The 22,917-nt window shown below is 34.9% G+C and carries 19 protein-coding genes; 7 read left to right on the top strand and 12 right to left on the bottom strand.

The window, feature by feature from the left end; genetic code table 11:
- Window positions 1-33: 33 nt before the first annotated feature.
- Window positions 34-1,596: a vitamin K epoxide reductase family protein gene (locus ACFO7M_RS01230; protein WP_379733601.1), complete on the bottom strand. Its 1,563-nt coding sequence runs from the start codon at window positions 1,594-1,596 to the stop codon at window positions 34-36.
- A 261-nt stretch (window positions 1,597-1,857) separates the two neighbouring features.
- Between ACFO7M_RS01230 and ACFO7M_RS01225 the strand changes: the two genes are divergently transcribed.
- On the top strand, window positions 1,858-2,064 hold the full coding sequence (locus ACFO7M_RS01225; protein ID WP_379717056.1) for a hypothetical protein: 207 nt from the start codon (window positions 1,858-1,860) through the stop codon (window positions 2,062-2,064).
- On the opposite strand, the gene ACFO7M_RS01220 is transcribed toward ACFO7M_RS01225, so the two are convergent.
- From ACFO7M_RS01220 to ACFO7M_RS01195, 6 genes are all read right to left on the bottom strand, one after another.
- Entirely contained in the window at window positions 2,061-3,815 is a 1,755-nt protein-coding gene (locus ACFO7M_RS01220; RefSeq protein WP_379733599.1) for a helix-turn-helix domain-containing protein, read from the bottom strand. The genes ACFO7M_RS01225 and ACFO7M_RS01220 overlap by 4 nt on opposite strands.
- Window positions 3,816-4,017: 202 nt before the next feature.
- Window positions 4,018-4,242, bottom strand: a complete 225-nt coding sequence (locus ACFO7M_RS01215) for a hypothetical protein (protein ID WP_379733597.1) — start codon at window positions 4,240-4,242, stop codon at window positions 4,018-4,020.
- 10 nt (window positions 4,243-4,252) lie between these two features.
- A complete protein-coding gene (locus ACFO7M_RS01210) occupies window positions 4,253-4,480 on the bottom strand; it encodes a hypothetical protein (RefSeq protein ID WP_379717065.1) in 228 nt (75 codons plus the stop codon).
- Between the two features lie 68 nt (window positions 4,481-4,548).
- Window positions 4,549-4,713 carry a hypothetical protein gene (locus ACFO7M_RS01205; RefSeq protein ID WP_379717068.1) on the bottom strand — a complete coding sequence of 55 codons (165 nt, stop codon included), beginning with the start codon at window positions 4,711-4,713 and terminating at the stop codon, window positions 4,549-4,551.
- 36 nt (window positions 4,714-4,749) lie between these two features.
- On the bottom strand, window positions 4,750-4,899 hold the full coding sequence (locus ACFO7M_RS01200; RefSeq protein WP_379717071.1) for a bacteriocin: 150 nt from the start codon (window positions 4,897-4,899) through the stop codon (window positions 4,750-4,752).
- Between the two features lie 278 nt (window positions 4,900-5,177).
- The gene (locus ACFO7M_RS01195; protein ID WP_379733595.1) at window positions 5,178-6,746 is read right to left on the bottom strand and encodes a vitamin K epoxide reductase family protein; all 1,569 of its coding nucleotides are present in this window, start codon (window positions 6,744-6,746) and stop codon (window positions 5,178-5,180) included.
- Between the two features lie 261 nt (window positions 6,747-7,007).
- Here ACFO7M_RS01195 and ACFO7M_RS01190 point away from each other — a divergent pair, with 261 nt between their 5' ends.
- Complete coding sequence (locus tag ACFO7M_RS01190) at window positions 7,008-7,241, top strand: bacteriocin (protein WP_379733593.1); 234 nt, start codon at window positions 7,008-7,010, stop codon at window positions 7,239-7,241.
- A gap of 4 nt (window positions 7,242-7,245) precedes the next feature.
- Here ACFO7M_RS01190 and ACFO7M_RS01185 read toward each other — a convergent pair whose 3' ends face one another.
- Entirely contained in the window at window positions 7,246-8,955 is a 1,710-nt protein-coding gene (locus ACFO7M_RS01185) for a helix-turn-helix domain-containing protein (RefSeq protein ID WP_379733592.1), read from the bottom strand.
- A 244-nt stretch (window positions 8,956-9,199) separates the two neighbouring features.
- Between ACFO7M_RS01185 and ACFO7M_RS01180 the strand changes: the two genes are divergently transcribed.
- From ACFO7M_RS01180 to ACFO7M_RS01160, 5 genes are all read left to right on the top strand, one after another.
- Window positions 9,200-10,378, top strand: coding sequence for an acyl-CoA dehydrogenase family protein (locus ACFO7M_RS01180; RefSeq protein ID WP_379717083.1), 1,179 nt, complete (start codon window positions 9,200-9,202; stop codon window positions 10,376-10,378).
- A gap of 331 nt (window positions 10,379-10,709) precedes the next feature.
- The gene (locus ACFO7M_RS01175; RefSeq protein ID WP_379733589.1) at window positions 10,710-11,495 is read left to right on the top strand and encodes a DUF3050 domain-containing protein; all 786 of its coding nucleotides are present in this window, start codon (window positions 10,710-10,712) and stop codon (window positions 11,493-11,495) included.
- Between the two features lie 9 nt (window positions 11,496-11,504).
- Entirely contained in the window at window positions 11,505-12,404 is a 900-nt protein-coding gene (locus ACFO7M_RS01170) for a metallophosphoesterase (protein ID WP_379733587.1), read from the top strand.
- Window positions 12,405-12,463: 59 nt separating this feature from the next.
- Window positions 12,464-13,738 carry a Y-family DNA polymerase gene (locus tag ACFO7M_RS01165; protein ID WP_379733585.1) on the top strand — a complete coding sequence of 425 codons (1,275 nt, stop codon included), beginning with the start codon at window positions 12,464-12,466 and terminating at the stop codon, window positions 13,736-13,738.
- Window positions 13,729-14,169, top strand: coding sequence for a LexA family protein (locus tag ACFO7M_RS01160; protein WP_379733583.1), 441 nt, complete (start codon window positions 13,729-13,731; stop codon window positions 14,167-14,169). Before ACFO7M_RS01165 ends, ACFO7M_RS01160 begins: the two co-directional genes overlap by 10 nt.
- Window positions 14,170-14,450: 281 nt before the next feature.
- Here ACFO7M_RS01160 and ACFO7M_RS01155 read toward each other — a convergent pair whose 3' ends face one another.
- The 4 genes from ACFO7M_RS01155 to ACFO7M_RS01140 all read right to left on the bottom strand — a co-directional run bounded on the left by ACFO7M_RS01155 (window position 14,451) and on the right by ACFO7M_RS01140 (window position 22,866).
- On the bottom strand, window positions 14,451-14,870 hold the full coding sequence (locus tag ACFO7M_RS01155) for a hypothetical protein (RefSeq protein ID WP_379717102.1): 420 nt from the start codon (window positions 14,868-14,870) through the stop codon (window positions 14,451-14,453).
- Window positions 14,871-15,274: 404 nt separating this feature from the next.
- Window positions 15,275-20,026, bottom strand: coding sequence for a lamin tail domain-containing protein (locus ACFO7M_RS01150; protein ID WP_379733581.1), 4,752 nt, complete (start codon window positions 20,024-20,026; stop codon window positions 15,275-15,277).
- Window positions 20,027-20,119: 93 nt separating this feature from the next.
- Window positions 20,120-21,346, bottom strand: a complete 1,227-nt coding sequence (locus ACFO7M_RS01145; protein WP_379733579.1) for a hypothetical protein — start codon at window positions 21,344-21,346, stop codon at window positions 20,120-20,122.
- An 8-nt stretch (window positions 21,347-21,354) separates the two neighbouring features.
- A complete protein-coding gene (locus ACFO7M_RS01140; protein ID WP_379733577.1) occupies window positions 21,355-22,866 on the bottom strand; it encodes a hypothetical protein in 1,512 nt (503 codons plus the stop codon).
- Window positions 22,867-22,917: the final 51 nt, after the last annotated feature.

Raw genomic sequence — 22,917 nt, 5'->3', positions numbered from 1 at the left:
TCCATTCTCGGCCAAGAATATATTTCTGCGCTATTATTGCGCTATTTTAGTATAAAGCGATTCGAATTCTTCCTCGAAATCGTTCATGAAAAATGGCAATTCTGAAATCTCGTATTCCTCAGGAAAAAGTCTGGAATTGATAATTTTAACCGGTGTAAAATTCAATTCATTTTTCAAACACCAGTTGTACTGATTGTGAATTTCATTGTTCACCAGCATATCATGTGAATCATTATTCCATTTTTCTTTCCAGGCTTCCATTCCAATTTTATTAAGGTGCCAATCGATTAAAGCTTGATGTCCCTTATTTGAATCCATTGCGTTAATTTGCAATAGTTTTTCAACTACAAAACGGAAAGGATTTTGGTCATTTTCGGGGTTAACATTGAATAGTACATTTAAGTAAACACTCTCTGGATACTTTTTATACAATTGGTAAGCATCTTCAAAAGCCTTATGACAATGACCACAACTTGGACTCAGGAATAAAATAATATTGGTACTGAAGTTGGGTTTTCCGAATTGAATCCCTTTCAATTTAAGCAAATCAATTTCGGATGTTACTTCTTTTGTTAATGATTGAAAGACTTTGAAATTTCTTTTGAGTCTTTTCAGTTTTTTATTTTCTTGTGCAACTTTAGATTCTTTTTCTAGGAAAGGTCGAAGCAGCATCCAACTTGAAAAAATTAAAACAGTAGCAAATAAATAGGTTGGTATTCCAGAAATTATTTCGGTTAGTAATGTTGTTTTCGAAAGTGAGAAAAGGTTAAGACCTTGAAGAAAAACAACACCTGAAACTGCCAAACAAAGTAAGCACCACTTTTTGATTTTCGTCTTCTGTATCCAGACTGAATACACCAAAAATGGAATTGTAACCGTACTTAAAACGGATATGATTACAGCAGATGCATTGGGTTGAATCAATAATGCAAAAAAGTTTATTCCAAAAAACAAAAGAGGTAAATCGGTAAAACCAAGCCATTTGGTAATTTGGCTCTGATCCGACTTAATTACAGAATCACACGATGCTTCCGGTTTCATGTTACAGAATTTCGACACCATTTCGGTTTTAATACCTAGCTTTTCCTGCAGAATAAATACACTCAACACTAGTCCTAAAAGCGATGTAATCATTAAAAAAACCGAATTGACACCAAATCCGTTCAAAAACATGGAAATTGCAATCAACATCAGCACAGGTAGGCTATAGGAAAGCCATTTATAGTTGCGATGATTATTGGACAACTGTCTCTCTACATTAGGTTCGACAGCAATAATGATTTGATCCCAATCCAAAAGAAACTCGTCAATTGACATTATAGTTTTTTTCCCTTTTTCATCCTCCATAACAACCGACTCATTCTCTTTAAATAATAGAATAAGTTCTCTTTTGTATAATGTCAGGAAAACTTCAGGTAACCCTACAAACTGTTCCTTAGGTATTTTGATGGCAAGGTTATCAATTCCTAAAATAGTTAAAGAATCGGTTATCGCATATAAACTAGGATAATTAGGATGAGAAGAAAATAAGTCTTCAAAATTTTCAACAGCATTTGAATATCTGCTTTGAATTAAAAGTTTTTTTACTAAACGCATACCTTTATTTGTTAGTCTTTCAATTTTATTTTCGTTGAAAGTCTGGCAAATATTTAGCGCTTTTTAGAATAAAAAAAATGATGTCTCTTACAATTTGTAAATTATGGCACTTACAATTTACAAATTATCGCTAAGAAATAGCAACGCAATTATTTAATAATCAATGTATTACAAATAATTGCGTTTTGAAAACCGTTATCGTGCCGATTGCATTCGATTTCAATTTACATTTGAAGAATCAATTAAAACTATTTAAAAATTATGAGAAACCAAAAGTTAAATCTTGATGAATTCGCGGGAAGTGAATTACCAAAAGAAAAAAAACTAAAAGTAATTGGAGGAGATTTTTCCCCACCACCTCCACTAATAGATGAAGACGGTAATCCTGTTAACCCAACAACAGGAACTAATAACGGAGATATTAAACCAGGTGTTACAGAAATTAAAATTTTAGTTTTTGAACCTTAAACCAAATTAGATTCTAATCTTTTAATAAACTGAGCAGGGGTTACCCCTGTTCTTTTATTAAAGGATCTCGTAAAAGAAACTGCGTTCTTGAATCCGACACTCTCAGCAATAGCCTGTGTAGAATATTTCCTGTAGACAGGATTCGAAATCATTTCATTAATGGCATAATTAATTTTTAGCTCATTGGAGTATTCACTAAATGATTTACCAAATTTCTTATTGACCACATAAGATAAATAGGTCGTATTGGTTTTTATTTTTTTAGCTACACTTTGCTGAGTAAAATCCGGTTTCAGATAATATAGTTTTTTCTCCAAAACGATTAATTTTTCCAGAATCTCATTTTCTTTTTCTTCATCAAGATTAATAGATACCCCTTCTTTCTTTTCTTGACTATCGGTTAATTCTTCAAACGTGTCTTTTACTTCTGTAGAATTTATATTTAGCTGATCCAATTTGTATTTTTCGATAATTGCATTGACTTTTGCATTGACTTTCTTTCTATCTCTTTTGCTTTTAAAATAAAAGAACATTGCTATCAAAACAATCAAAAGTCCGGTAAAAAAATACCTCAACATAAGATCGTTTTTGTACTTTTTTTGAATTGCAAACATCTCCTTTTTTACTTCTTCATGATTAAGTTTTACATTCACTTCAGAAGTTTCATCATTTAATTTAAGTTCGTTGTTCTCGTAACTTTCTATATAAGCTTTAGAGTAGGCTCTCGCTTTTGAGGCGTTTCCATAACTGTTATAAATTTTAGCCAGGTAATAATTTGAATTAATAGATTGTTCTTTTTCTATTTTATTCAATTTGTAAATAGAATCCATTTTCAAGAAATAGACCAAAGATTCATCATACTTGTTTTGGGTAAAGCATAAATTACCCAAGTTGTATAAAGTGGTATAATATTCCTCGACCAAATTCCCATCCTCTTTCGTTAAAAACAAAACTTCCTCATAGTTTTTTTTAGCTCTAGGCATATCACGCTTTAGAAAATAAACATTACCCAGATTAAGTTTGGCATTAATCTTCGTCACCAAAAGGTTATTCGAATAATTCAAGGTTTTTTTATAGTAATATTCTGCTGAATCCAATAACTTTTTTTGGGATTTATTATTGGCATAATATTTTTCATAAAAAGTACCTAAATTTAAATTGATATTGCTTTTACTTCTTATAAATTGATCATGAGCATATAGGTACTCAATTTCGTCTGTAAAGGCATCCATTTCCCTTGAGGCTTTAATAGCCAACTTAAAATTACCTACTTCTGAGTTGATCAAAGCAATATTATTATTGAATTTAACTACCTGAATTAAGTCACCTGCTTTCTTCGAAATTTTTTTACCTTCTAAAAAAAGGCTTAATGCTTTACCAAAATTTAACCTTTTCCATTCGGAAAGTCCACCACAATTAAGTAGAAACGCTTGACTTTTAAGTCTCTCCTGCCCATTTGGAATTTGGATCAGTAAATTATTAGCTTCCGCATAATACTTTTTCGACTGTATACTATCTCTTTTTAACTGATACAAATAGGATTTTGCTGCAAGTGCAAAGACTTTATGAGTTGCATTTTGAGATTGTTCAATCCGATTGGCAAAAACAAAAGCGCTATCTACATTTGAATTTATAAATCGTTTAGTTTTATCCTGTAATTCTAGAAATTGTTTATCAGTCAGCATTTTCCTGTTCTGAGAAAACACTAACGAAGTAATCAAAAGAAAGGCACAAAAAATTGACTGTCGCATTTTTGGGGGATATTTTTAACAAAAATAATCTTTAAATGCATAAAGTCAAGTAAAATGAAAAACAGGTTATTTATTATGTTTAAAATCGTTATTCCAACTGCTATAAGTTTTAAAAAAAAGAGAGGAAATCTCCCCTCTTTTTCTAAAAATAATAAAGCAATCCCATTACTAAGTTGCCGCTAATTTTACCCTTTTTGAAATTTTAATAAGGAGGCGGAGGAATAATCGGACCACAAAAGTAAGCTTTACAAGTACCGTTGCTGTAGGTATAATTATAGCCTTCCAATTTGGTTGCCATACAATTTGCCAAGCTGGTTCCAGGCCATGTTTGGTACCTGCAGCCTGCCGGAATTCCATCGATGATTGCTTTTTGTTCTGAGGCAGACAATTCATGAACCCCTGTTAAGTTTACGATATTCTTTAACATAATCTCTCGATTAGTCATTACAATTCGTACCTGTTCCTAAAGCAGAACATTTACGTGTTGTTGGATTCCATACAGGCTGATGAATTGCAGAAAGCGACATACATTGTGATTGTGTTGAATTGAACACATAATAACCACATATTTGGCTTAAATCGGGAATCCATCCACCTTTAATTGACTTTTGCTCATTAGCTGTTAATTTAGCAACTCCTTCTAAGTTTAAAATGTTTTTTAACATGATTTTTATTGTTTTTTGGTTAAAAAAAATCCCCGAATATGATCAGGGATTACTATAATTCATTTTTATTATGGCTCTAATTGGATACGACATGGATTAGCACAAGCTAAGCTGTAGTATTTACATAAACCTGTCATTGGATCGATACAATCCTTTAGTCCACCGCTAATAGATTTTTGCTCATTTGATGATAATTTTTTAACACCTTCTAAGTTTAAAATGTTTTTTAACATAATTTAATGGTTTTAATGATTAGTAATTAAAATGGATTAATTTCTTCTGCAAAGTCCGTTGTCATCACAATAAGTTCCTACCGGACATTTCCAGCCATCAATACAAGCGTAACCTCCGTTAATGCTTTGCAACTCCTTTTTACTCAATTCTTGAGCATTGGATAAATTAGAAATGTGTTTTAACATGATTTAAGATGTTAAAGCCCGCAAGCAGAAATACAACACTGAACTGTCCCACAATCTTGTTTATACACTCCGTTGCAATAACACGGGAAGCTTGCATCAGCAATTTGCAATTCTTTTGAACCCGTGATAAATTTTTGCTCATTTACAGTTAGTTGCTGTACACCCTTAAGGTCTAAAATGCTTTTTAACATAATTATTAGTTTTTAGTTTGCTTATTCCCAATCATTTAGAGACATTTGGGATTTCTGTCTGTTGGTTCCTGGCCGAGAACCTATTTTTTATACACTACTTTGTGCTAATTTTTCATAATGCGATTGGAATTCATCCTCAAAATCATTCATAAAATATTTCAAATCTGAAATTTCATATTCATTAGGGAAAAGTTTTGAATTGACAATTTTAATTGGTGTATAGTTAAAATTATTCATAGTACACCACTGGTATTGGTTTAGCAAATCATTATTGACCAACATATCATTATTGTTAGCACCCCATTTCTGTTTCCATAATTCGATATCCAGATTGTTGATATGCCAATCTATGAGTGCTTCCTGAGCTTCCTGCGTATCGATTGTATTTCGAATCAACAAGCTTTCCACAATTGTCTTGTACGGATTTTCTTCGTTTTCAGGATTAATATTGAAGAGAACATTCAGGTAAACATCTTCTGGATGCAATTCATAGAGTTCATAGGCATCTTTAAAAGCCTTATGACAATGACCACAGCTTGGACTTACAAAAAGAGTAATGTTTGTGCTGAAATTCGGCTCGCCAAACTCGATTCCTTTTAATTTGTGCAATCCGATTTCCGAGGTTACTTCTTTCGTTAGCGATTGAAAAACCTTAAAATTTCTTTTAAATCTTTTCAATTCATGTACCTCTCTCGTAGCTTTATTCGCTTTTTCCAAAATAGGCTTTAACAACAACCATCCAGAAAACATAAAAACAAAAGAAAACAAATAGAAAGTTATTCCTTTCGCTAAATCATTTACCATTAAATCAGAATTGGAAGCGAAGAAAACACACCCTTGTAAAAGGATTACAGCAGACACCGCTAAACATAAAACACACCATTTTTTTATCTTTACTTGCTGAATCCATATTGCATAAATTAGGAAAGGAATTGACACCAAACTTAGTCCGGATACAATCCAAGCCGATTGAATCGGATTCATTAAAAGCGCCAATATATTGGTACTGAAAAACAATATTGGTAAATCCGCAAAACTTAACCACCTGGTGATATTTCCATTATCGGATTTAATTACTGAATCACAAGAAGCAACTGGGGTTAGGTTACAGAATTTCGACACCAATTCGGTCTTAATACCTAATTTTTCCTGCATAATCAGTATGCCTAACACCATTCCAACAATCGATACGGTCAATGATAAAATGGCAGCAACGGAATACTCGTTTAAAAACACAGAAGCCGAACACATTAATAAAAAAGGTACTACATATGTGATCCATTTATAATTTTTAGCATTGTGCTTATTTTCTTCAACATTGGGTTCTACCGCTACTATAATTTGACTCCATCCTGAAAGAAATTCATTGAACGATAATTTTTGCTTTTTCCCCTTTTCATTTTCTACTGTAACATATTCTTCATATTTAAGCAACAATACCAATTCATTATCGTAAAGTGTTAGAAAAATATATGGTAATTCCACAAATTGTTCTTTTGGTATTTTTATGGCTACATTGTCAATCCCCAAATGATTCAACGAATCAGTAATAGCAAATAAACTTGGATAATTAGGATGGGATGAAAATAAATCCTCAAATTCTTCAATCGAATTTGAGTATTTGTTTTGAATCAAAAGTTTCTTAACTAAATTCATAAATGAGGTACTTAATTTTCAATTTGTTTTTTAAAGAGAGTCCTACAAATATTCTACTATATGAGGGTAAAAAAAAAACAAAAACTAGATAATTTGTAAATTATACATTAACAATTTATACATTATTAATTCGAAAAAAAAGTTGTAATTATCTGATTATAAGAAGTTTATTTTAAATCAAATTCAACCACAGGATACGAAGAGCCCACATCTGGGATACGGTTTCGATAATGAGCTAAGTTTGTTCAAAACGATAAAACGATGAAAAATTTAAGCTCAAAATTGAACAATTTCAGACAACATGAATTAACAAAAAATCAATTAGCAAAGATTTCCGGTGGAGATACTACACCTCCAGGTCCGGATGATGAAACAGATCCGATTAAAGGTGCAACGACTTCAGGCACAACCAATGGTTCTGGAAAAATGATCATTATTACCCCTCCTCCAGTTGTCGTTGGAACAACCGAACCTATTGTTGTTATTGTACCATAAAAAATCAATCATTAAATCTTTTAGCAAACTGAGTTGGAGTTACACCCGTTCTTTTGCTAAAAGATTTTGTAAACGATATAGCGCTCTTAAAGCCAACGCTTTCGGCAATTGCCTGAGTAGAGTATTTTCGATAGAGTGAATTATTAATCATTTCACTGATGACATAATTAATCTTAAGTTCATTCGAATAATCACTGAACGTTTTTCCAAATCGTTTATTCACAATGTACGACAAATACGTCGTATTGGTTTTTATTTTCTTTGCTACATTAGGTAGCGTAAAATCTTTACTTAAAAAGAACTGTTTTTCCTCCAATTTTCTTAAATCATGTAATATCTTAAGTTCTTTTTCTTCATCAATATTGAGAACAAACTTATCCGATGGAATTTCAATCATATCCATTCGATCATTCTTTTCCTGACTAAATTCATCAATCAGTTTTTTGATTTTCTCTTCAGCGCTTTTCTTTTGCCTGATATTCACGACCAGCCAAGACAATATCGAAATGAAGATCAACAAAGCCAAACCAAATGCGCCCCTACTAATAATGAACGATTGGTAATTTTCTACCTTGATTCTGTTCATTTCCTTCTTAAAGCTTTCAAATCCAATTTTGGATTTCACTTCCAACATTTCCGAATTAAGTTGCGCTTCATACTTGCTCAAAGTATCCAAATAAACGGTCGAACATTTGTATGCCTGTTCCGATTTCCCGTTTGAATTGAATATTTTAGCTTGCCAATATTTCGAATTGATAAATTCACTCGAACGTACTGGGTGAACTGCGTATAACGAATCTACCTTTTTAAAACAAACCAACGCTTTTTCCTCTCTTTTGGTTTTATAATATAAATAACCAAGATTATAATAAATGATATAGCGTTCTTTAGGATGATTAGCTGTCAACTGCAGTAATTCATGGTACATTTTTTCGGCTTTCAAATCCAAACCTTTGATTTGGTATATCCCAGCCAAACTCAACTCCGAGTTCAGTTTATTCAAAAACAAATCATCTGAAAAACTAACCGCTTCCTTGAAGTAAAACTCCGCAGAATCCAAATAAATTCGTCGCTGTACTTTTCGATTGTACAAATTGAAATAATGGTTGGCAATATTAAAACTCGTATTACTCTTATTCAGATAAAATTGATCTTTATCAAACAAGTACCCATATTTTCGCAGAAGAAGATAGGTTTCTTTGGACGTTTTAATTGCCGAATCGAATTCTTTTACATCAGAATAAATTAGCGAAATATTATTATTGAACTTAACAATTTGTTCGATATCATTGATTTGATTCGAAAGCGCTTTCCCTTCGGAATAATATTTTAACGCTTTACCCAGATTATTTTTCTTCCATTCAATGAGTCCGGCATAATTTAATAGGTACGAATGCAACTGAATTTTTGATTTTGAATGGGGCAACTGATTCAGCAACTGAAATGCTTTTTTTAATGTTTTTTTTGATTCTACAGTGTCCCCTTTCAATTGAAAAAGGTACGATTTGATCCCGTAAGCAAAGGTTTTATGGGAAGTTTTTTCTGACAATTCAATTTTTTTTGCAAAATAAAATGAACTATCTATATTGGAGTTGATATTCAACCTGGCTCTATGCTGAAGCTCTGTAAATTCGGCATCTGACAAAAAATCTTTCTTTTGTGCAAGCAGAACTGACGATAAAAAAAGCGTAAAAAGCCAGAAATTAAACTTCATTTAAAAATTAATTTCCCCAAAAATAAACTTAATGAAGTTATAAACAAAGTCATTAATGAAAACTTAGAAAAATAATCGCTTTAAAAATTATAACAATCCGTAATTGATTTGTTAAAAATCTTTACTTACTTTTGTGCCCTGAATGAATATATTGCATGGCTTGCAATAATTTAATTGTGAAATGAGTATAATGTGAATTATGCGAATTACATCTGACTAATTAAAAACTATAAAAAAAACACAGATGAAACCAGATTTATTTCAATCTCCGGATTATTACCTGTTAGACGATTTATTAACAGATGAACATAAATTAGTACGTGATGCAGCACGTGCATGGGTGAAACGTGATGTTTCTCCTATCATTGAGGAATATGCTCAAAAAGCTGAATTCCCAAAACAATTGATCAAAGGATTAGCAGAAATTGGTGGTTTCGGACCTTACATCCCGGTAGAATATGGCGGTGCAGGTTTGGATCAAATTTCGTACGGATTAATCATGCAGGAAATCGAGCGTGGTGACTCTGGTGTTCGTTCTACATCTTCTGTTCAATCTTCATTGGTGATGTATCCAATCTGGAAATATGGAAATGAGGAACAACGCATGAAATATTTACCAAAATTAGCTTCAGGTGAATTCATCGGTTGTTTTGGTTTAACAGAACCAGATCACGGTTCTAATCCAGGTGGAATGGTAACTAACTTCAAAGATATGGGCGACCACTACCTATTGAATGGTGCTAAGATGTGGATTTCCAATGCTCCTTTTGCTGACATTGCTGTAGTTTGGGCTAAAAATGAAGAAGGAAGAATCCATGGTTTAATTGTAGAGCGTGGAATGGAAGGTTTCACAACTCCTGAAACACACAACAAATGGTCTTTACGTGCTTCTGCTACTGGAGAATTAATTTTTGACAACGTAAAAGTTCCGAAAGAAAACTTATTACCTAACAAATCTGGTTTAGGCGCTCCTCTTGGATGTTTAGACTCAGCTCGTTACGGTATTGCTTGGGGTGCTATTGGTGCCGCTATGGACTGTTACGATACGGCTTTACGTTATTCAAAAGAAAGAATTCAATTTGACAAACCAATTGGTGCCACTCAATTACAACAAAAAAAATTAGCCGAAATGATCACTGAAATCACCAAAGCACAATTATTAACTTGGAGATTGGGTGTATTGAGAAACGAAGGAAGAGCAACTTCTGCACAAATCTCGATGGCTAAAAGAAACAACGTTAACATGGCTGTTGAAATCGCTCGCGAGGCACGCCAAATGTTAGGCGGAATGGGTATCACAGGTGAATATTCAATCATGAGACATATGATGAACTTAGAATCTGTTATTACTTACGAAGGAACTCACGACATCCACTTATTAATTACAGGTATGGATGTAACTGGTTTCTCTGCTTTCAAATAATAGTTTCAAAACCAATGCATAAAGAGCCTTTTTAAGGCTCTTTTTTTGTTTTAGGCCTGTGCATAAAAAAACACTAGAAGAACAAACTCCATAAATTTTCTAATTTCTTAGTTCTGCGCAAATCGACACAACATAAAGCTACCGTACAAATGTTGACTAACAATTTCGAATAAAATAGTATCCTAATACAGCCAAAATACCGCAATTTATAACAACATAAACAAAATCAATATGAAAAGCTTCGCTATTACAGGAAGCTTTTTTATTTTTGTAGCGAGAAAAACAAAAACCAATACCTACTGTTTTTCGTATATCATTTAAAATTTGCCCCATGAATATAGCCGCTGTAAATCAATCCATTGAACAACAAAAACAACAATTGTTGCACCATTCGTTGTACTCAAAAATAAAATCCATAGAAGACTTGCATTTCTTCTTGGAAAGCCATGTTTATGCCGTTTGGGATTTCATGTCACTTTTAAAAGCTTTACAGCAAAAGCTAACCTGCACGACTACTCCATGGTTTGCTACCGAAAACACCGAAACACGCTATTTAATCAACGAAATAGTGTTGGCAGAAGAATCGGATTTGACTATAGACGGCAAAAGACAAAGCCATTTCGAAATGTATCTTGAAGCAATGAAGGATTGTGGCGCGCCAACCTATGAAATCGAAGCGTTTTTGGAACATGTTCTGGAAACTAAAAATATATTTATTTCCATCAGAAATAGCAACCTACATCCTAATGTAAAAGCTTTTCTGGATTTTACGTTCCGAGTGATTGAAGAAGGGAAATCGCATAAAATTGCAGCCGCTTTTACCTTCGGAAGAGAAGATCTAATTCCAAATATGTTCACCGAAATCTTGCACAACTTCAGAACCAACTTCCCTGAAACCGATTTGTCCAAACTGATTTACTATTTCGAAAGACACATCGAATTGGACGCTGATGAACACGGACCGATGGCCATGCAGATGATTACCGAATTATGTGGTAACGATGCTCAAAAATGGAACGAAGTGGAAGAAGTTTCTATTGCCGCACTTGAAAAAAGAATCGGCTTATGGAATGCTATCGAAGAAGCCATTAATAAAAAAGAGGTATCTTTAGCATAAATTTTCCCTATGCTTTCATCGCAAGACAGATTAGATAGAGCCTATAAAAATGCCAAACGCATTTGGTTCAATAGCGACTCGAAGTTTATTCTGTTTAGTGACTGTCACCGTGGTGATGCGAGTTTTGCCGATGATTTTGCTAACAATCGCAACATCTACTATCACGCACTAACACATTATTACAATCATCATTTTACGTATATTGAATTAGGTGATGGTGATGAATTGTGGGAAAATTTATTTTTCAAAGACATCTTTGAGGCCAACAAAAATGTTTACCTACTCTTACAACGTTTTTTTAATGAAAACCGTTTGCACATGATTTTTGGAAATCATGATTTTGTGTTCCGAAATCCTAACGTAGTAAAACGCAATTTGTTCGACTATTTTGAACCGAAAACAGGAAAGAAACTACCACTTTTCCCCAATATCAAATACGAAGAAGCCATTGTCCTACAACATTGCGAAACCCAACAGGAATTATTTTTAACTCATGGACATCAGGCCGATTTTATGAATTATGTTGGATGGAAAATCAATCGATTTCTGGTTCGCGTTTTATGGAAACCTTTACAAGTTTGGGGAATCAAAGATCCTACAAGTCCTGCAAAAAACTACGTCGAACTCATTAAAGTAGAACGCCGTATCAAAAAATGGATCGCCAACAATCATAACAAAATTACCCTAACCGGCCATACCCACCGCCCTCGATTCCCAAAACCGGAGGACAACGCCCTGCATTATTTTAACGACGGAAGTTGCGTGCATCCCCGAAGCATAACCGGCATTGAAATCGAAAACAATAATATTGCGTTAATCAAATGGTTCATTGACACCAAAGAAGACGGCACTTTACAAATCAAAAAGGAATACTTAGAAGGTCCTGAAAAACTGGAAAATTACAGATAAGCCAAAATTTTAACGACTGTATACATCTTCCGACACGGCATATTGATTAATTTTACAACATGTATGCTTTAGTGGATTGCAATAATTTTTACGCGTCTTGTGAACGTGTTTTTCAACCCAAATTAATGGGCAAACCCATTGTGGTTTTATCCAACAACGACGGATGTATCATTTCCCGAAGCGATGAAGCCAAAGCACTAGGTATTCCTATGGGAGCACCCGAATTTAAAGTCCGCGAACTGCTAAAAGAGAAAAACATCACTGTTTTCTCATCCAACTACCCGCTCTATGGCGATTTAAGTAGCCGAGTTATGCAAATTTTAGGGCAATTCACGCCCAATATAGAAATTTACAGTATTGACGAAGCGTTTATGAACTTTGACGGCATGAACATTGTTGATTACCATACTTACGGATTACAGATAAAATCAAGAATCCAGCAATGGTTGGGCATACCTGTTTCGATTGGCTTTGCAGAAACCAAAGCATTATCCAAAGTGGCCAATAAAATTGCGCGCAAATTCCCGGAACGAACCAAAGGCTCCTACATCATCAATACAGAAGAAAGTCGCATCAAAGCATTAAAATGGACTAAAGTTAAAGACGTTTGGGGAATCGGATATCGCACAACAAAGAAAGCACAGCTTCGCAATATCAAAACCGCTTATGATTTTACGTTACCCGAACACGAAGGCTGGATTCGAAAAGAAATGGGCGTTATTGGGCTTCGCTTGAAACAAGAACTCGAAGGCAAGTCGGTTTTACCATTAGAACCCGTTTCGGAACAGAAAAAAAGCATTGCGGTTACTCGAAGTTTTCCAAAACAAATTGCCGATTTTGATTTACTCAAAGAGCGTGTATCGACCTTTGCAACAGTCTGTGCCGAAAAATTACGCAAACAGAAATCCTGTTGCCACACCATCATTGTCATGTTAGTGATTGACAAACATAAATATCCTTCGGACAAGTATTATTTTAACCAAGCGGTAACCTTACCATTTGCAACGAATTCGACATTAACAATTGCCAACGCAGCTATTGCCTTGTTACAACAAATGCTCGGTGGAAACAAAAGCATCCCTTTCAAAAAAGCCGGCGTAATAGTAACCAGTCTAATACCCGAAGACAGCAAACAATTCCATATGTTTGAAGATGAAAATCCGAAACATTTACAATTGATGGAAACCATCGACCATCTCAATGCGAAAATTGGCGGGCGTAAAATCAAATTAGGCAATCAGAACCTTGAAAAGACATGGGATATGAATCAAAACCATTTGTCCCAACGTTACACCACCAATTTTAAAGAAATTCTTGAAATCCAATGCCAATAAACAATTCCAACAAACTGACTTTTTTTACTCCTGATTTCGACAGCAACCAGCAGGTTCCTTATGAATCGGGCGGAGTTTCGGCAGGATTTCCTTCGCCTGCGGCAGACTTTGCCGAAACCAACATCGACTTAAACAAAGAGTTATCCAAAAACCAATTGGCCACTTTTTACATCAAAGTCAATGGAAACTCGATGATTGATGCCGGAATCAACGACAAAGATATTTTAGTCGTGGACCGGAGCATCGAACCGAAAGACAATAAAATAGCGGTGTGCCTGGTAGATGGAGAGTTTACCGTCAAACGCATCAAACTCGAAAAAGACTGCCTGTATTTACTTCCCGAAAACAAAGACTACCAACCTATAAAACTTACAGCAGAAAACCAAATTAGCATCTGGGGCATCGTAACGTATGTGATTAAGGCGGTTTGATTGCTGACTCCTTAGACTTCTTAGATCTTTAGACTATTAGATTTTCAGATTGTTCGATTGTTCGATTGTTCGATTGTACAACTGCGGAAAATTTTGTAGCAAATCCATTTTCAAAAACGAAATTGCCACAAAATAAAACCCCAATAACACAATCGCCAATTAAATTAAAAGAATGACTAAATGCATTTTAGTCAAAGGCATAAAAAAACCACAACTTCTTACGGTTGTGGTTTGTACTATTTACAATTATTATAAACTTTAATGATTATTGACAAGGCATTTCAATCATATAAGATCATTTTTTTTAAAATAGTTATTTTGTCACCTTCAACATAAATCAAAAATTGCCAATAAATCGAATCTGGAATAAAAAAAACTGATTTATCGAGATTAGCATTATTATTCCCAGAATACAAATAAGCATCAAAATTTAAATGTCTTATTTTTTTGCTGTATTGCTTTGGCTTATATTCATCCAAGACCACATCAACTATGTAGTAGTTTTCACTTAATTTCTTAAACTTAAAATGGAATTTATCTTCTTTATGACCGCGTTTGGTAATCTTGTCATTTTTTAAAATCTTACCAATTATTTCTTTTGCATAATTTTCAAATACATTATCTGATGCAAATAATGATTTTGCTGATTTAAAAGAAATCAGAGTGAACATTAGAAATAATATTACTATGTTTTTTTTCATATATCTTATTTTTTCTTTTCAGTCATTTGTTGAAAAGTTCTGATAGCACAGGTTTACAACCCGTGCACATCCCATCACAAATCTAATTCCAAAACTTTTAACACAATTTGGTTGTTAATAAAAAAACCACAACTGTAAAAAGCTGTGATTTTGTTTTCCTCTCTTTGCGGGCACGATTACACCTGGGCATAGCGAACTGACGAAATAAATCCGCGCTATCGGGTTATATCAAAAATAATAAATCAGAATTCTTTTCTAATAAAAAAGCTACAACATTTCTGCTATAGCTTTTTGTTTGTATATTTCTCCAAGACAGGAAATCGAAGATTCGACGTAATCAGACTTAGCGGAGCTTGGTTTTACAGCTAAAATAAAAATTTAAAAGTTTACATTTTTATAATATATTAATGTGCAAACGACCCCATCGGCTGCTTAATAGCTCCTTCCGACAATATAAATATCAAAGCTGCTTTTACTGTCTTCGAAGGAGTATAATATACATCACTACCTACTTTGGTATTTACTCCAACTTCTGAATGTATACCAAGTCCTTTTGACCCAATACTAATACCTGTTGCATAAGCACTTCCACCTACACCTGCAGCATTCATAAATTTTAGTTCTGTATTAGCACTGGAATATGTTATTCCTGCATTTGGTCCTAAATTCAAGCTGTATTCAATATCTTCAAGGTATCCTTCACTATCGTATTTCGCGTTAATATCAAATAATTTTTGAGTACCGGTAACTTGCTCTGCAAAATTTGTAACATCAACCCTTCCAAGACCAAAAGGAGAAAAAGCAATCTCACTTTCACCAATGTTATTAGTTTGAGTAAGTGATCTATAATCCGACCATTTAAAATCAAAAAAATTACTTTTACTACTAACACCAGATACAGCTACAGCCTCCGTGTAATTCTTACCAGCTTCCCAAGTAAATTCTCCGGTTGAATAACTATAAGAAGTAATACTCCCATACAAACTAGATCCATAACCCACTCCCGGGTAATTATATTCAGCACCTAACCATTCAAAACCATCTAATTTACCAGTCATATCTAACCACATTACTTCTCCGGTTGGTTTTCCATTTGCATCTAAACGTCTATAAAAATCACTTGTATGACCCCCATCAGGATCAATAAGGCTGATTGGATTATTTCCCATTCCTAAGTAAGGCGAAAAGAACTCTCCTTTTGGATCCGGATTCAACCAACGACCAATACGTCCATCCCATAGACGAAGTTGGAAAGCTTCCATACCGGTTTCGCCGTCCAGTTCCTGACCTTGGTAAGCATAACGGTACACTCCGCTAACGTTGTCCTTTGACGGTAATTTTTCCCCAAAAGGATAGTAATCGGCGGTAAAAATTGCTACTATCGGGCTTCCTACCGGTTTTTTCACAATCGCCCTTACATTTCCTAAATGATCAGTTATCTGATAGTTCATATAATCTGTACCTGCAGTTGTCGATCTTGTATACACTCCTAAACGCGATAAACCATAAATAGGCATTTCATTTTGAACGATTGGGTTTGCTCCCACTTTGGTATAAACCGCCATAGTATTACCACTGAAATCCAATGCGTAATAGGTGGTACTTTGTAAAGTACCCGCCAATGAGTAACTTTCCTTTTTAACTCTTTGTCCACGTTCGTTGTAAAAGAATTTAACTTTGGTTTGGCCACTTTGTTTAACTTCAGTGATCAGACCCTGTGTATTGTATAGGTAATCTATGTTCTCACTGTTGTTTTTTATTAATTGACCTACACTGTTGTACACATAATTACCCGGACTTTGCATATCAATGTCGTAGTTTACTCCCGGGTTCACACCATCAGTAACATGATTTAATTGGTTATTGTTATTATACTTATAAGCCAAATCATCGATAACAGTTCCCGCTTCGTTTGTACGCTGCAGTTTTTCAATGTTACCATTGGCGTCATAAGTCAGATTTTTTTCTGCAAATTTATTGTTCGGTGTAATCGCACCAGCGGTATTAAAACTTCCATACGTGGCACTTTCCATCCAACCGTTGCGGTTATAATTATACATGTAAGCTGCTTTGTCAACGGTTCCTGTCAAATTATTATTGCCCCAGCGTGCCGCTTTAATGTTACCGGTAAAATCCTGATTAGGACCCGTTATTGTTGGTGAAGATGCAATATTTGTATTGGCTCTCTGATAATCACCGTTGTGGTAATCCAAGATCAGACCAAAAACATCATTTGGATCATGTCCCGGGTCATCTGCCTGTGTCAGGTTGGGATGGTTAATACTTTTCAACTGGCCTCCTAGGGTATAAACATAATCGATTCCCTGTGCTCCCTGTGCAATATTCGTACGCTTTAACGCTCCAGTTGCATAATAACTGTACTCGGCATGGGTGACAGGCGCATCTGTTCCTTTGACTGTTTCCACCTTAATCAAAGCATTGTCGATGGTATTATAGGTATAAAGATGCATAAATTTTTCTCCCACCACATCCTTCTGGAAGATTACCTTGATTGGATTCCCTTTGTAATCATATTCATAATGAATGGTTTTGGTTCCTAGTCCGTCATTGTACTGCACCAACCATACAACACGTCCGTAAACATCATAATTGTACCAGGTTATGGCATTAAACAACGAACCTGATTTACTATAAGTCACCGCTACATTACCCGCCAGGTTTTCCTGTTTGTACGTTGATCCCACTAGCGTACCTAACTGCAAACTTGTAGGTATTTGATCTCCAGAGGTAATAGAGACATCGTAATTCAATGGATGATCATAAATTGTAAATATCTGCTCTGATTTTGAAAAGCCTATCACTAATGGTCCGTCTGTATCTGCTGAGGCTGCCGCCCAAATACCAAAGTTTCCTTTTATGATACCACTTTCAACAGGGCGTGCATACTCATCGTAATTCGTATAGGATACTTTTGAATCTGTTTGAAGGGCATTTTGTGAGTAGCGTATTTGCCCGTCACTACGATACGCAAATTTCGAAACTCCTTCATCCGGACTGCTTATTTCTTTGATTTGTCCCTGATTATTGTAGCTATACGTTGTAATATATGATATGGCTGCAGGTTGCATATGAAGTGGCACATCTTTTATGACCATATTAAACTCATATCCTTTTGGCTGCACCTTTTTAATTAATTGTCCTGTTTCGGTATATATGTTCAAGGTATAGTGATAATAGTTTACACTATAAGAAACTCCTAAAGCTCCTGCGTCATAAGTAATTGCTCCTCCACTTGGCGTTTGGTCGATATATATTTTAGGATCTGTAGTAGGAATAACATTAGATTCTATACGATATCCTTCTCCTGAAGGCAGACTGGAAGGAGTTGGAACAATTTGCATACCTGTCTTTAAGTTGAAAACTTTGTAATCGGAAACATTTCCAAGGAGTACTCCCGGAGGTGCATTCACAGGAATATGTACATCTATAAAACCTTGTGTACCAATAAGTGAATACACAGGGTAATTATTACTTTCTCCCGATCGAGCCGCTGCTAAGACTTTACCTTCCCCATCAGTAAAAACAACATTTTCCACACCGTTAGCATCTACACTTACCGATTTAAAAAATTTTGTTATGACTTCTTCCTTTCCACCAGTTATTGCCCCATTATAATAATTATAACCAAAAGCATAATACATTTCCTGAGCGGCTGGTACCGTATAACTGTACCCAGTTTTCCATTTTGGCTGACCTGAACCATCATCAATTTTGTTACCCCCTACTATATTGATCACATTCCCAGGATTCAGATCATCATCATAATTAATCTCAGAATAGGGTTGTTCAGCTGTAGCTTGATAGGCCTCAAGCATATTGTTGTTACTATAGAAAGGTTCCAAATATTGTGAACGTATTGCACTATCCGATAAATATTTTACATTATTAAGCCCCTTACAGGTAGTTGTTGGAAAAGATTGCTTCCAATTACGTCCAAAATTATCATAAACCGTTTCACTTCCCCAAGTCAGGTTGTTTTGAAAATCCTTGTTTATTGAAACATGGGGTTTACCCAAATCATCAAAGTAGGTCTTGGATTGCCCTATAACTGATCCTGTCTTAATATCATAGACAACGCTTTCGGTCTGATTGTCATCATTAGGAGTATAAGTTGCGGTCATGTAAGGATCAATGGGTGCTAATGTAACACTCACCTGAGGTGAAGAAGCAGGTGATGCAGTAGCTATTGCAAACTGAAATGATTTATTAGCATAATATCCTTCTACGTTTGAACGGTAAATAGCCTGTTTGAATTCGTCATGTTGTTCTTTGATAGGATCCCCGTTACCATCAACTACTACAATGCCATTCAAATCCAATTGATTCACTAAACCGATTGGCCCGTTAAAAATATGTCCATCACCATTATCGATATTTATCGAAGATATTTTTGTTAAGTCAGTAGTTTGCGGGCCAACTGACAAGCCACCGTCTATTTGTGAATATACTACCTGATCGACCACTGTTCCAGTTGGTGCTACTAAAGTAACTTTATCACCTTCATTACACAACACCATTCGGTCCTGTATGATAATATCATTAACAGTAAAATTAGGCAAACTGTTTAATTCAGGAAACATCTCTATGAATTTAGCAGTCATCCCGATATAACTCGATGCCCCTTGATCGAGATAACCCTGAACCGGAAGTGGCATCCTGAAAGCATAAAACCCACTATAGATAATTAACTTATACCCTCCAGGTGCAATAATCATATCTGAATTATTAAAATTCTGGTGTAAAGTAAATTGTGTATGATTATCTTTAATGACCCAACCTGTTAAATCAATCGGGGTATTCGATGAATTGTATAATTCAATATATTCACCATAATGATGGTACCTTCCTTCAATGTTTTCAGAATATCGAGTATCAAAATAAATTTCTGAAATAACCACTTTACCAAATTCCTCACATGATGTACCACTCGAAACAGAACTTGTTAATACTGTTTTCGCTTCAAACTCTATACCTGTTGTTGAATTGGCTTCAAAACCTTGCTTCAAAAATACAGAATTAGGGTCCTGCACCGATCGGGAAATTCTGACCGGGGTATTTAAAATTGTCTGGGAAGTTGCCGTGAAACTTACCAATACTAATGCAAAGGTGATTAACTTGTTTAATTTATCTATCATACTCAGATGAAAACTTTATGCAGTCTTTCAAAAAAGACACAAATGATGACTATTCTTTATCGTTGATATCTTCCCTGTATTTTTAAAACAGGCTTATTTTTGTTTTTCTTCCAATTTTGCTTCTAACTCTTTGATACGCTTGTTCTGATCGATAACGTACAAGGTTAATTCTTCAATTTTCTGTAACAGCTTAATCTGGAACTCCCCTACATCTACTCCTTCTTTTTCCATTTCTTTAGCAGAAGCGATTTCAGGTAAATGTTTTTTTGCTTTAATATGTTTTTCAACTTCCTCCAATTTCGGAAGACCATAATCTTCTTCAAAAACGAAATCGGCGGTTGGAGTTGCTGTAACTTTAACTATTTTGGCTTCTATTTTCGCATTTACTACCATATTGTCACTAAATGACGATTTCCCTCGTACATCTAATTTAGCCTGTGGTGCATTTGTTCCAACTCCAATATCGCCATTTCCAGCAATCCTGAATCGTTCCGAAATACTCGCCCCATCATTTGTATAAAATCGAACCGAATTATTAGCAATACTTGTCCTAGGTGAAACAATTAAATCTCCAGCTAATCCCATTGAGGAATCACCCCAAGCAATTTGCCCTGGGATTTGTGAACTAACTCCCGATATTCTATTTGAAAAAAGTATTCCGGCACCTGTGTTATCACCTACATGCAAGAGCCCAAGAGGTGATTCTGTACCAATACCGATGTTACCGCTGTTCTTTACGACTAACTTTGGAGATTGAAAATCCCCTTTAGAAACCATCCATTTGTCATCATTATAATTTCCAAAAAACCAGTTATCGGTTCCATTATTGAGTTTACTTTGAATACCTTGTATGTATCCTCCATCTGGTCTATCTCTCTTTAAAGTTAATACTGGAGAATAATCCTGAACGGTTGGTTTGATCATCTGGACTCCACCTACACCGGGACTGAAAGCCGGTAATACACTACATACAATCCACCACTGCGTTCCGGTACTTTTATAGATATCAAATTGCTCCTGACTTGTAACTACTGAACTATATGCCGTAAAGTTTGTGGTATCAAACCCCTGATTAAAGTAATTCCCTTTTATGGCACATTGTGCATGCCAGGAAGGATTGATCTGATTGGTTGCATTTTGCTCAAGAGTGTTTGTGCCATCCCATGGAATAACCATAACACTAAAATCAATGCCTGGATTTTTAGCTGCAATAATTGCATAACCGGTAGCTCTTGCATTTTGTTTCTGTATATCCGATACTGTTTGCGAATTTGCGTAAAAGCCCAAAAAAACACTAATTATTACTATTATCTTTTTCATCTTTATTTTTATATTTTCCTTTTTGTAACAAATTTATCCGAAGGATTAAACTGTCTGATTTCCCTTAAAATACGTGAAGACTCCTCGGTTTCCCCCAATTCATTGTGAATTTCGTAGAGTAAATGGTACAACGGCTTTTTCTGGTTGAAACCCTCTTTTTCTTTTCTTGAAGCCAATTGGTAAACTTTACTCAATGAAGGATCCTGATTCACTATTTTATGAATCCCGATGTTCAACACCTCTTTTGCTTTTTGGATTTGGCCGGCCGATTTTAAAGCCGAAGCATAGCGGTACAACAGCATATTGACTAAACATACAGAATTGTTTTCAAATTGGTTTATCAAAGCTTCCAACATCGTTATGGCATCTGCTGATTTACCCTGAAGAATATAAATCTTGGTCAGTTTATCAATTACTTCTACTGTTGTTTTTTCAGTCAGGCTGAAGTTGGACAGTACTAGACCGCAAATCGAAATGGCATTACTTAGGGCTTCAGGATTTGTTTGTCCTTTTTCATGCGCTGTTTCAATTGCATCCACCACACCTAAGTAAGCGTAAACTGAATCTTTCTTTTGCGCAAACTTTTGTCTTTGGCTTATCAAGTCAAAATAGTTTCCATTTGCATATAACGCTCTTTTCAGATGAAACAAAGACAATGAGTCGGTTGGATCCAGATCAAATATTTGCTGCGATCTCTTTAATACAGCTATCTTATTCGTTTTGTCTTTTTCATTTAATAACCGTAGTAACTTTTTCTTTTGTTTGGTGATATGAAATTGTTGTTGTTGTTTTTCTCTTCCAACAAACAAAACAGTTCTTGGTTTAGCGTCTATCTTTTTAACCATTCCTTCCAGATCCTGATTGGATTTGGCCAATAGTTCTTTTTTAATCTTCTTACGATTTTGCGTCTTACGTTCAATGATAAGTTTTTTCGACTCTTTTGCAGACATTTTTACTGCAGCTCCTCTTTTTTGCTTTGATTTTTCTAATCCGGAAAGACCTTCCTGCAAATACTTTTTATTCCCTTCCAGAGCAATTCCTTTTTTCCAAAGTTTTTCCGCTTCCTCAAGTAATGATTGGGATATCTTGTGGTTCTTTTTGTACTCCTTTGCTTGTTTTTTATTGCCTTTTTCCAAACGCACTAAAGCTTTAGCCAAGCGATCACAGAATACCGCCTTAGCTACGTTTTTCTTCATCCCGGCTTTAAAAAGTTCTACGCTTGCTAAATGATTACATCGTACACCATATACATTACTAAGTGAATCGTAAAACTGTATATAAGCAGGCGCCAGCTTAACACACTGTAAGTAAAGCTCTTCTGCTTTTGCAAATTCTTTTTTATAAAAATGCTCTTTTGCATTTTTAGCGATTAGTTGTGCCTTTTGCAAATCATTAGCTCCCTCAGGAATATTCAGGTTGAATAATCCATTTACGGCTTCTACCTGATGTACAGGTAAAACCGTCGCTAAAAATCCTAATGATGTTAATTTAATAAAATCTTTCCTTGTGAAGTGACTCATATAAGATTTAAAGATAAAGGAAAGAAAAGGAGAAGAGCTGTATATTTAAAA

Source organism: Flavobacterium sp. GCM10023249, assembly GCF_042653365.1.
Lineage (GTDB): Bacteria > Bacteroidota > Bacteroidia > Flavobacteriales > Flavobacteriaceae > Flavobacterium.
The sequence above is the reverse complement of the archived record's forward strand: the minus strand, read 5'-3'. Positions and strand labels throughout refer to the sequence as shown.

Excerpts from the sequence above, each read along its gene's own strand:
- ACFO7M_RS01230 (WP_379733601.1), bottom strand. The coding sequence starts at position 1,596 with ATGCGTTTAGTAAAAAAACTTTTAATTCAAAGCAGATATTCAAATGCT.
- ACFO7M_RS01225 (WP_379717056.1), top strand. The coding sequence starts at position 1,858 with ATGAGAAACCAAAAGTTAAATCTTGATGAATTCGCGGGAAGTGAATTA.
- ACFO7M_RS01220 (WP_379733599.1), bottom strand. The coding sequence starts at position 3,815 with ATGCGACAGTCAATTTTTTGTGCCTTTCTTTTGATTACTTCGTTAGTG.
- ACFO7M_RS01215 (WP_379733597.1), bottom strand. The coding sequence starts at position 4,242 with ATGTTAAAGAATATCGTAAACTTAACAGGGGTTCATGAATTGTCTGCC.
- ACFO7M_RS01210 (WP_379717065.1), bottom strand. The coding sequence starts at position 4,480 with ATGTTAAAAAACATTTTAAACTTAGAAGGAGTTGCTAAATTAACAGCT.
- ACFO7M_RS01205 (WP_379717068.1), bottom strand. The coding sequence starts at position 4,713 with ATGTTAAAAAACATTTTAAACTTAGAAGGTGTTAAAAAATTATCATCA.
- ACFO7M_RS01200 (WP_379717071.1), bottom strand. The coding sequence starts at position 4,899 with ATGTTAAAACACATTTCTAATTTATCCAATGCTCAAGAATTGAGTAAA.
- ACFO7M_RS01195 (WP_379733595.1), bottom strand. The coding sequence starts at position 6,746 with ATGAATTTAGTTAAGAAACTTTTGATTCAAAACAAATACTCAAATTCG.
- ACFO7M_RS01190 (WP_379733593.1), top strand. The coding sequence starts at position 7,008 with ATGAAAAATTTAAGCTCAAAATTGAACAATTTCAGACAACATGAATTA.
- ACFO7M_RS01185 (WP_379733592.1), bottom strand. The coding sequence starts at position 8,955 with ATGAAGTTTAATTTCTGGCTTTTTACGCTTTTTTTATCGTCAGTTCTG.
- ACFO7M_RS01180 (WP_379717083.1), top strand. The coding sequence starts at position 9,200 with ATGAAACCAGATTTATTTCAATCTCCGGATTATTACCTGTTAGACGAT.
- ACFO7M_RS01175 (WP_379733589.1), top strand. The coding sequence starts at position 10,710 with ATGAATATAGCCGCTGTAAATCAATCCATTGAACAACAAAAACAACAA.
- ACFO7M_RS01170 (WP_379733587.1), top strand. The coding sequence starts at position 11,505 with ATGCTTTCATCGCAAGACAGATTAGATAGAGCCTATAAAAATGCCAAA.
- ACFO7M_RS01165 (WP_379733585.1), top strand. The coding sequence starts at position 12,464 with ATGTATGCTTTAGTGGATTGCAATAATTTTTACGCGTCTTGTGAACGT.
- ACFO7M_RS01160 (WP_379733583.1), top strand. The coding sequence starts at position 13,729 with ATGCCAATAAACAATTCCAACAAACTGACTTTTTTTACTCCTGATTTC.
- ACFO7M_RS01155 (WP_379717102.1), bottom strand. The coding sequence starts at position 14,870 with ATGAAAAAAAACATAGTAATATTATTTCTAATGTTCACTCTGATTTCT.
- ACFO7M_RS01150 (WP_379733581.1), bottom strand. The coding sequence starts at position 20,026 with ATGATAGATAAATTAAACAAGTTAATCACCTTTGCATTAGTATTGGTA.
- ACFO7M_RS01145 (WP_379733579.1), bottom strand. The coding sequence starts at position 21,346 with ATGAAAAAGATAATAGTAATAATTAGTGTTTTTTTGGGCTTTTACGCA.
- ACFO7M_RS01140 (WP_379733577.1), bottom strand. The coding sequence starts at position 22,866 with ATGAGTCACTTCACAAGGAAAGATTTTATTAAATTAACATCATTAGGA.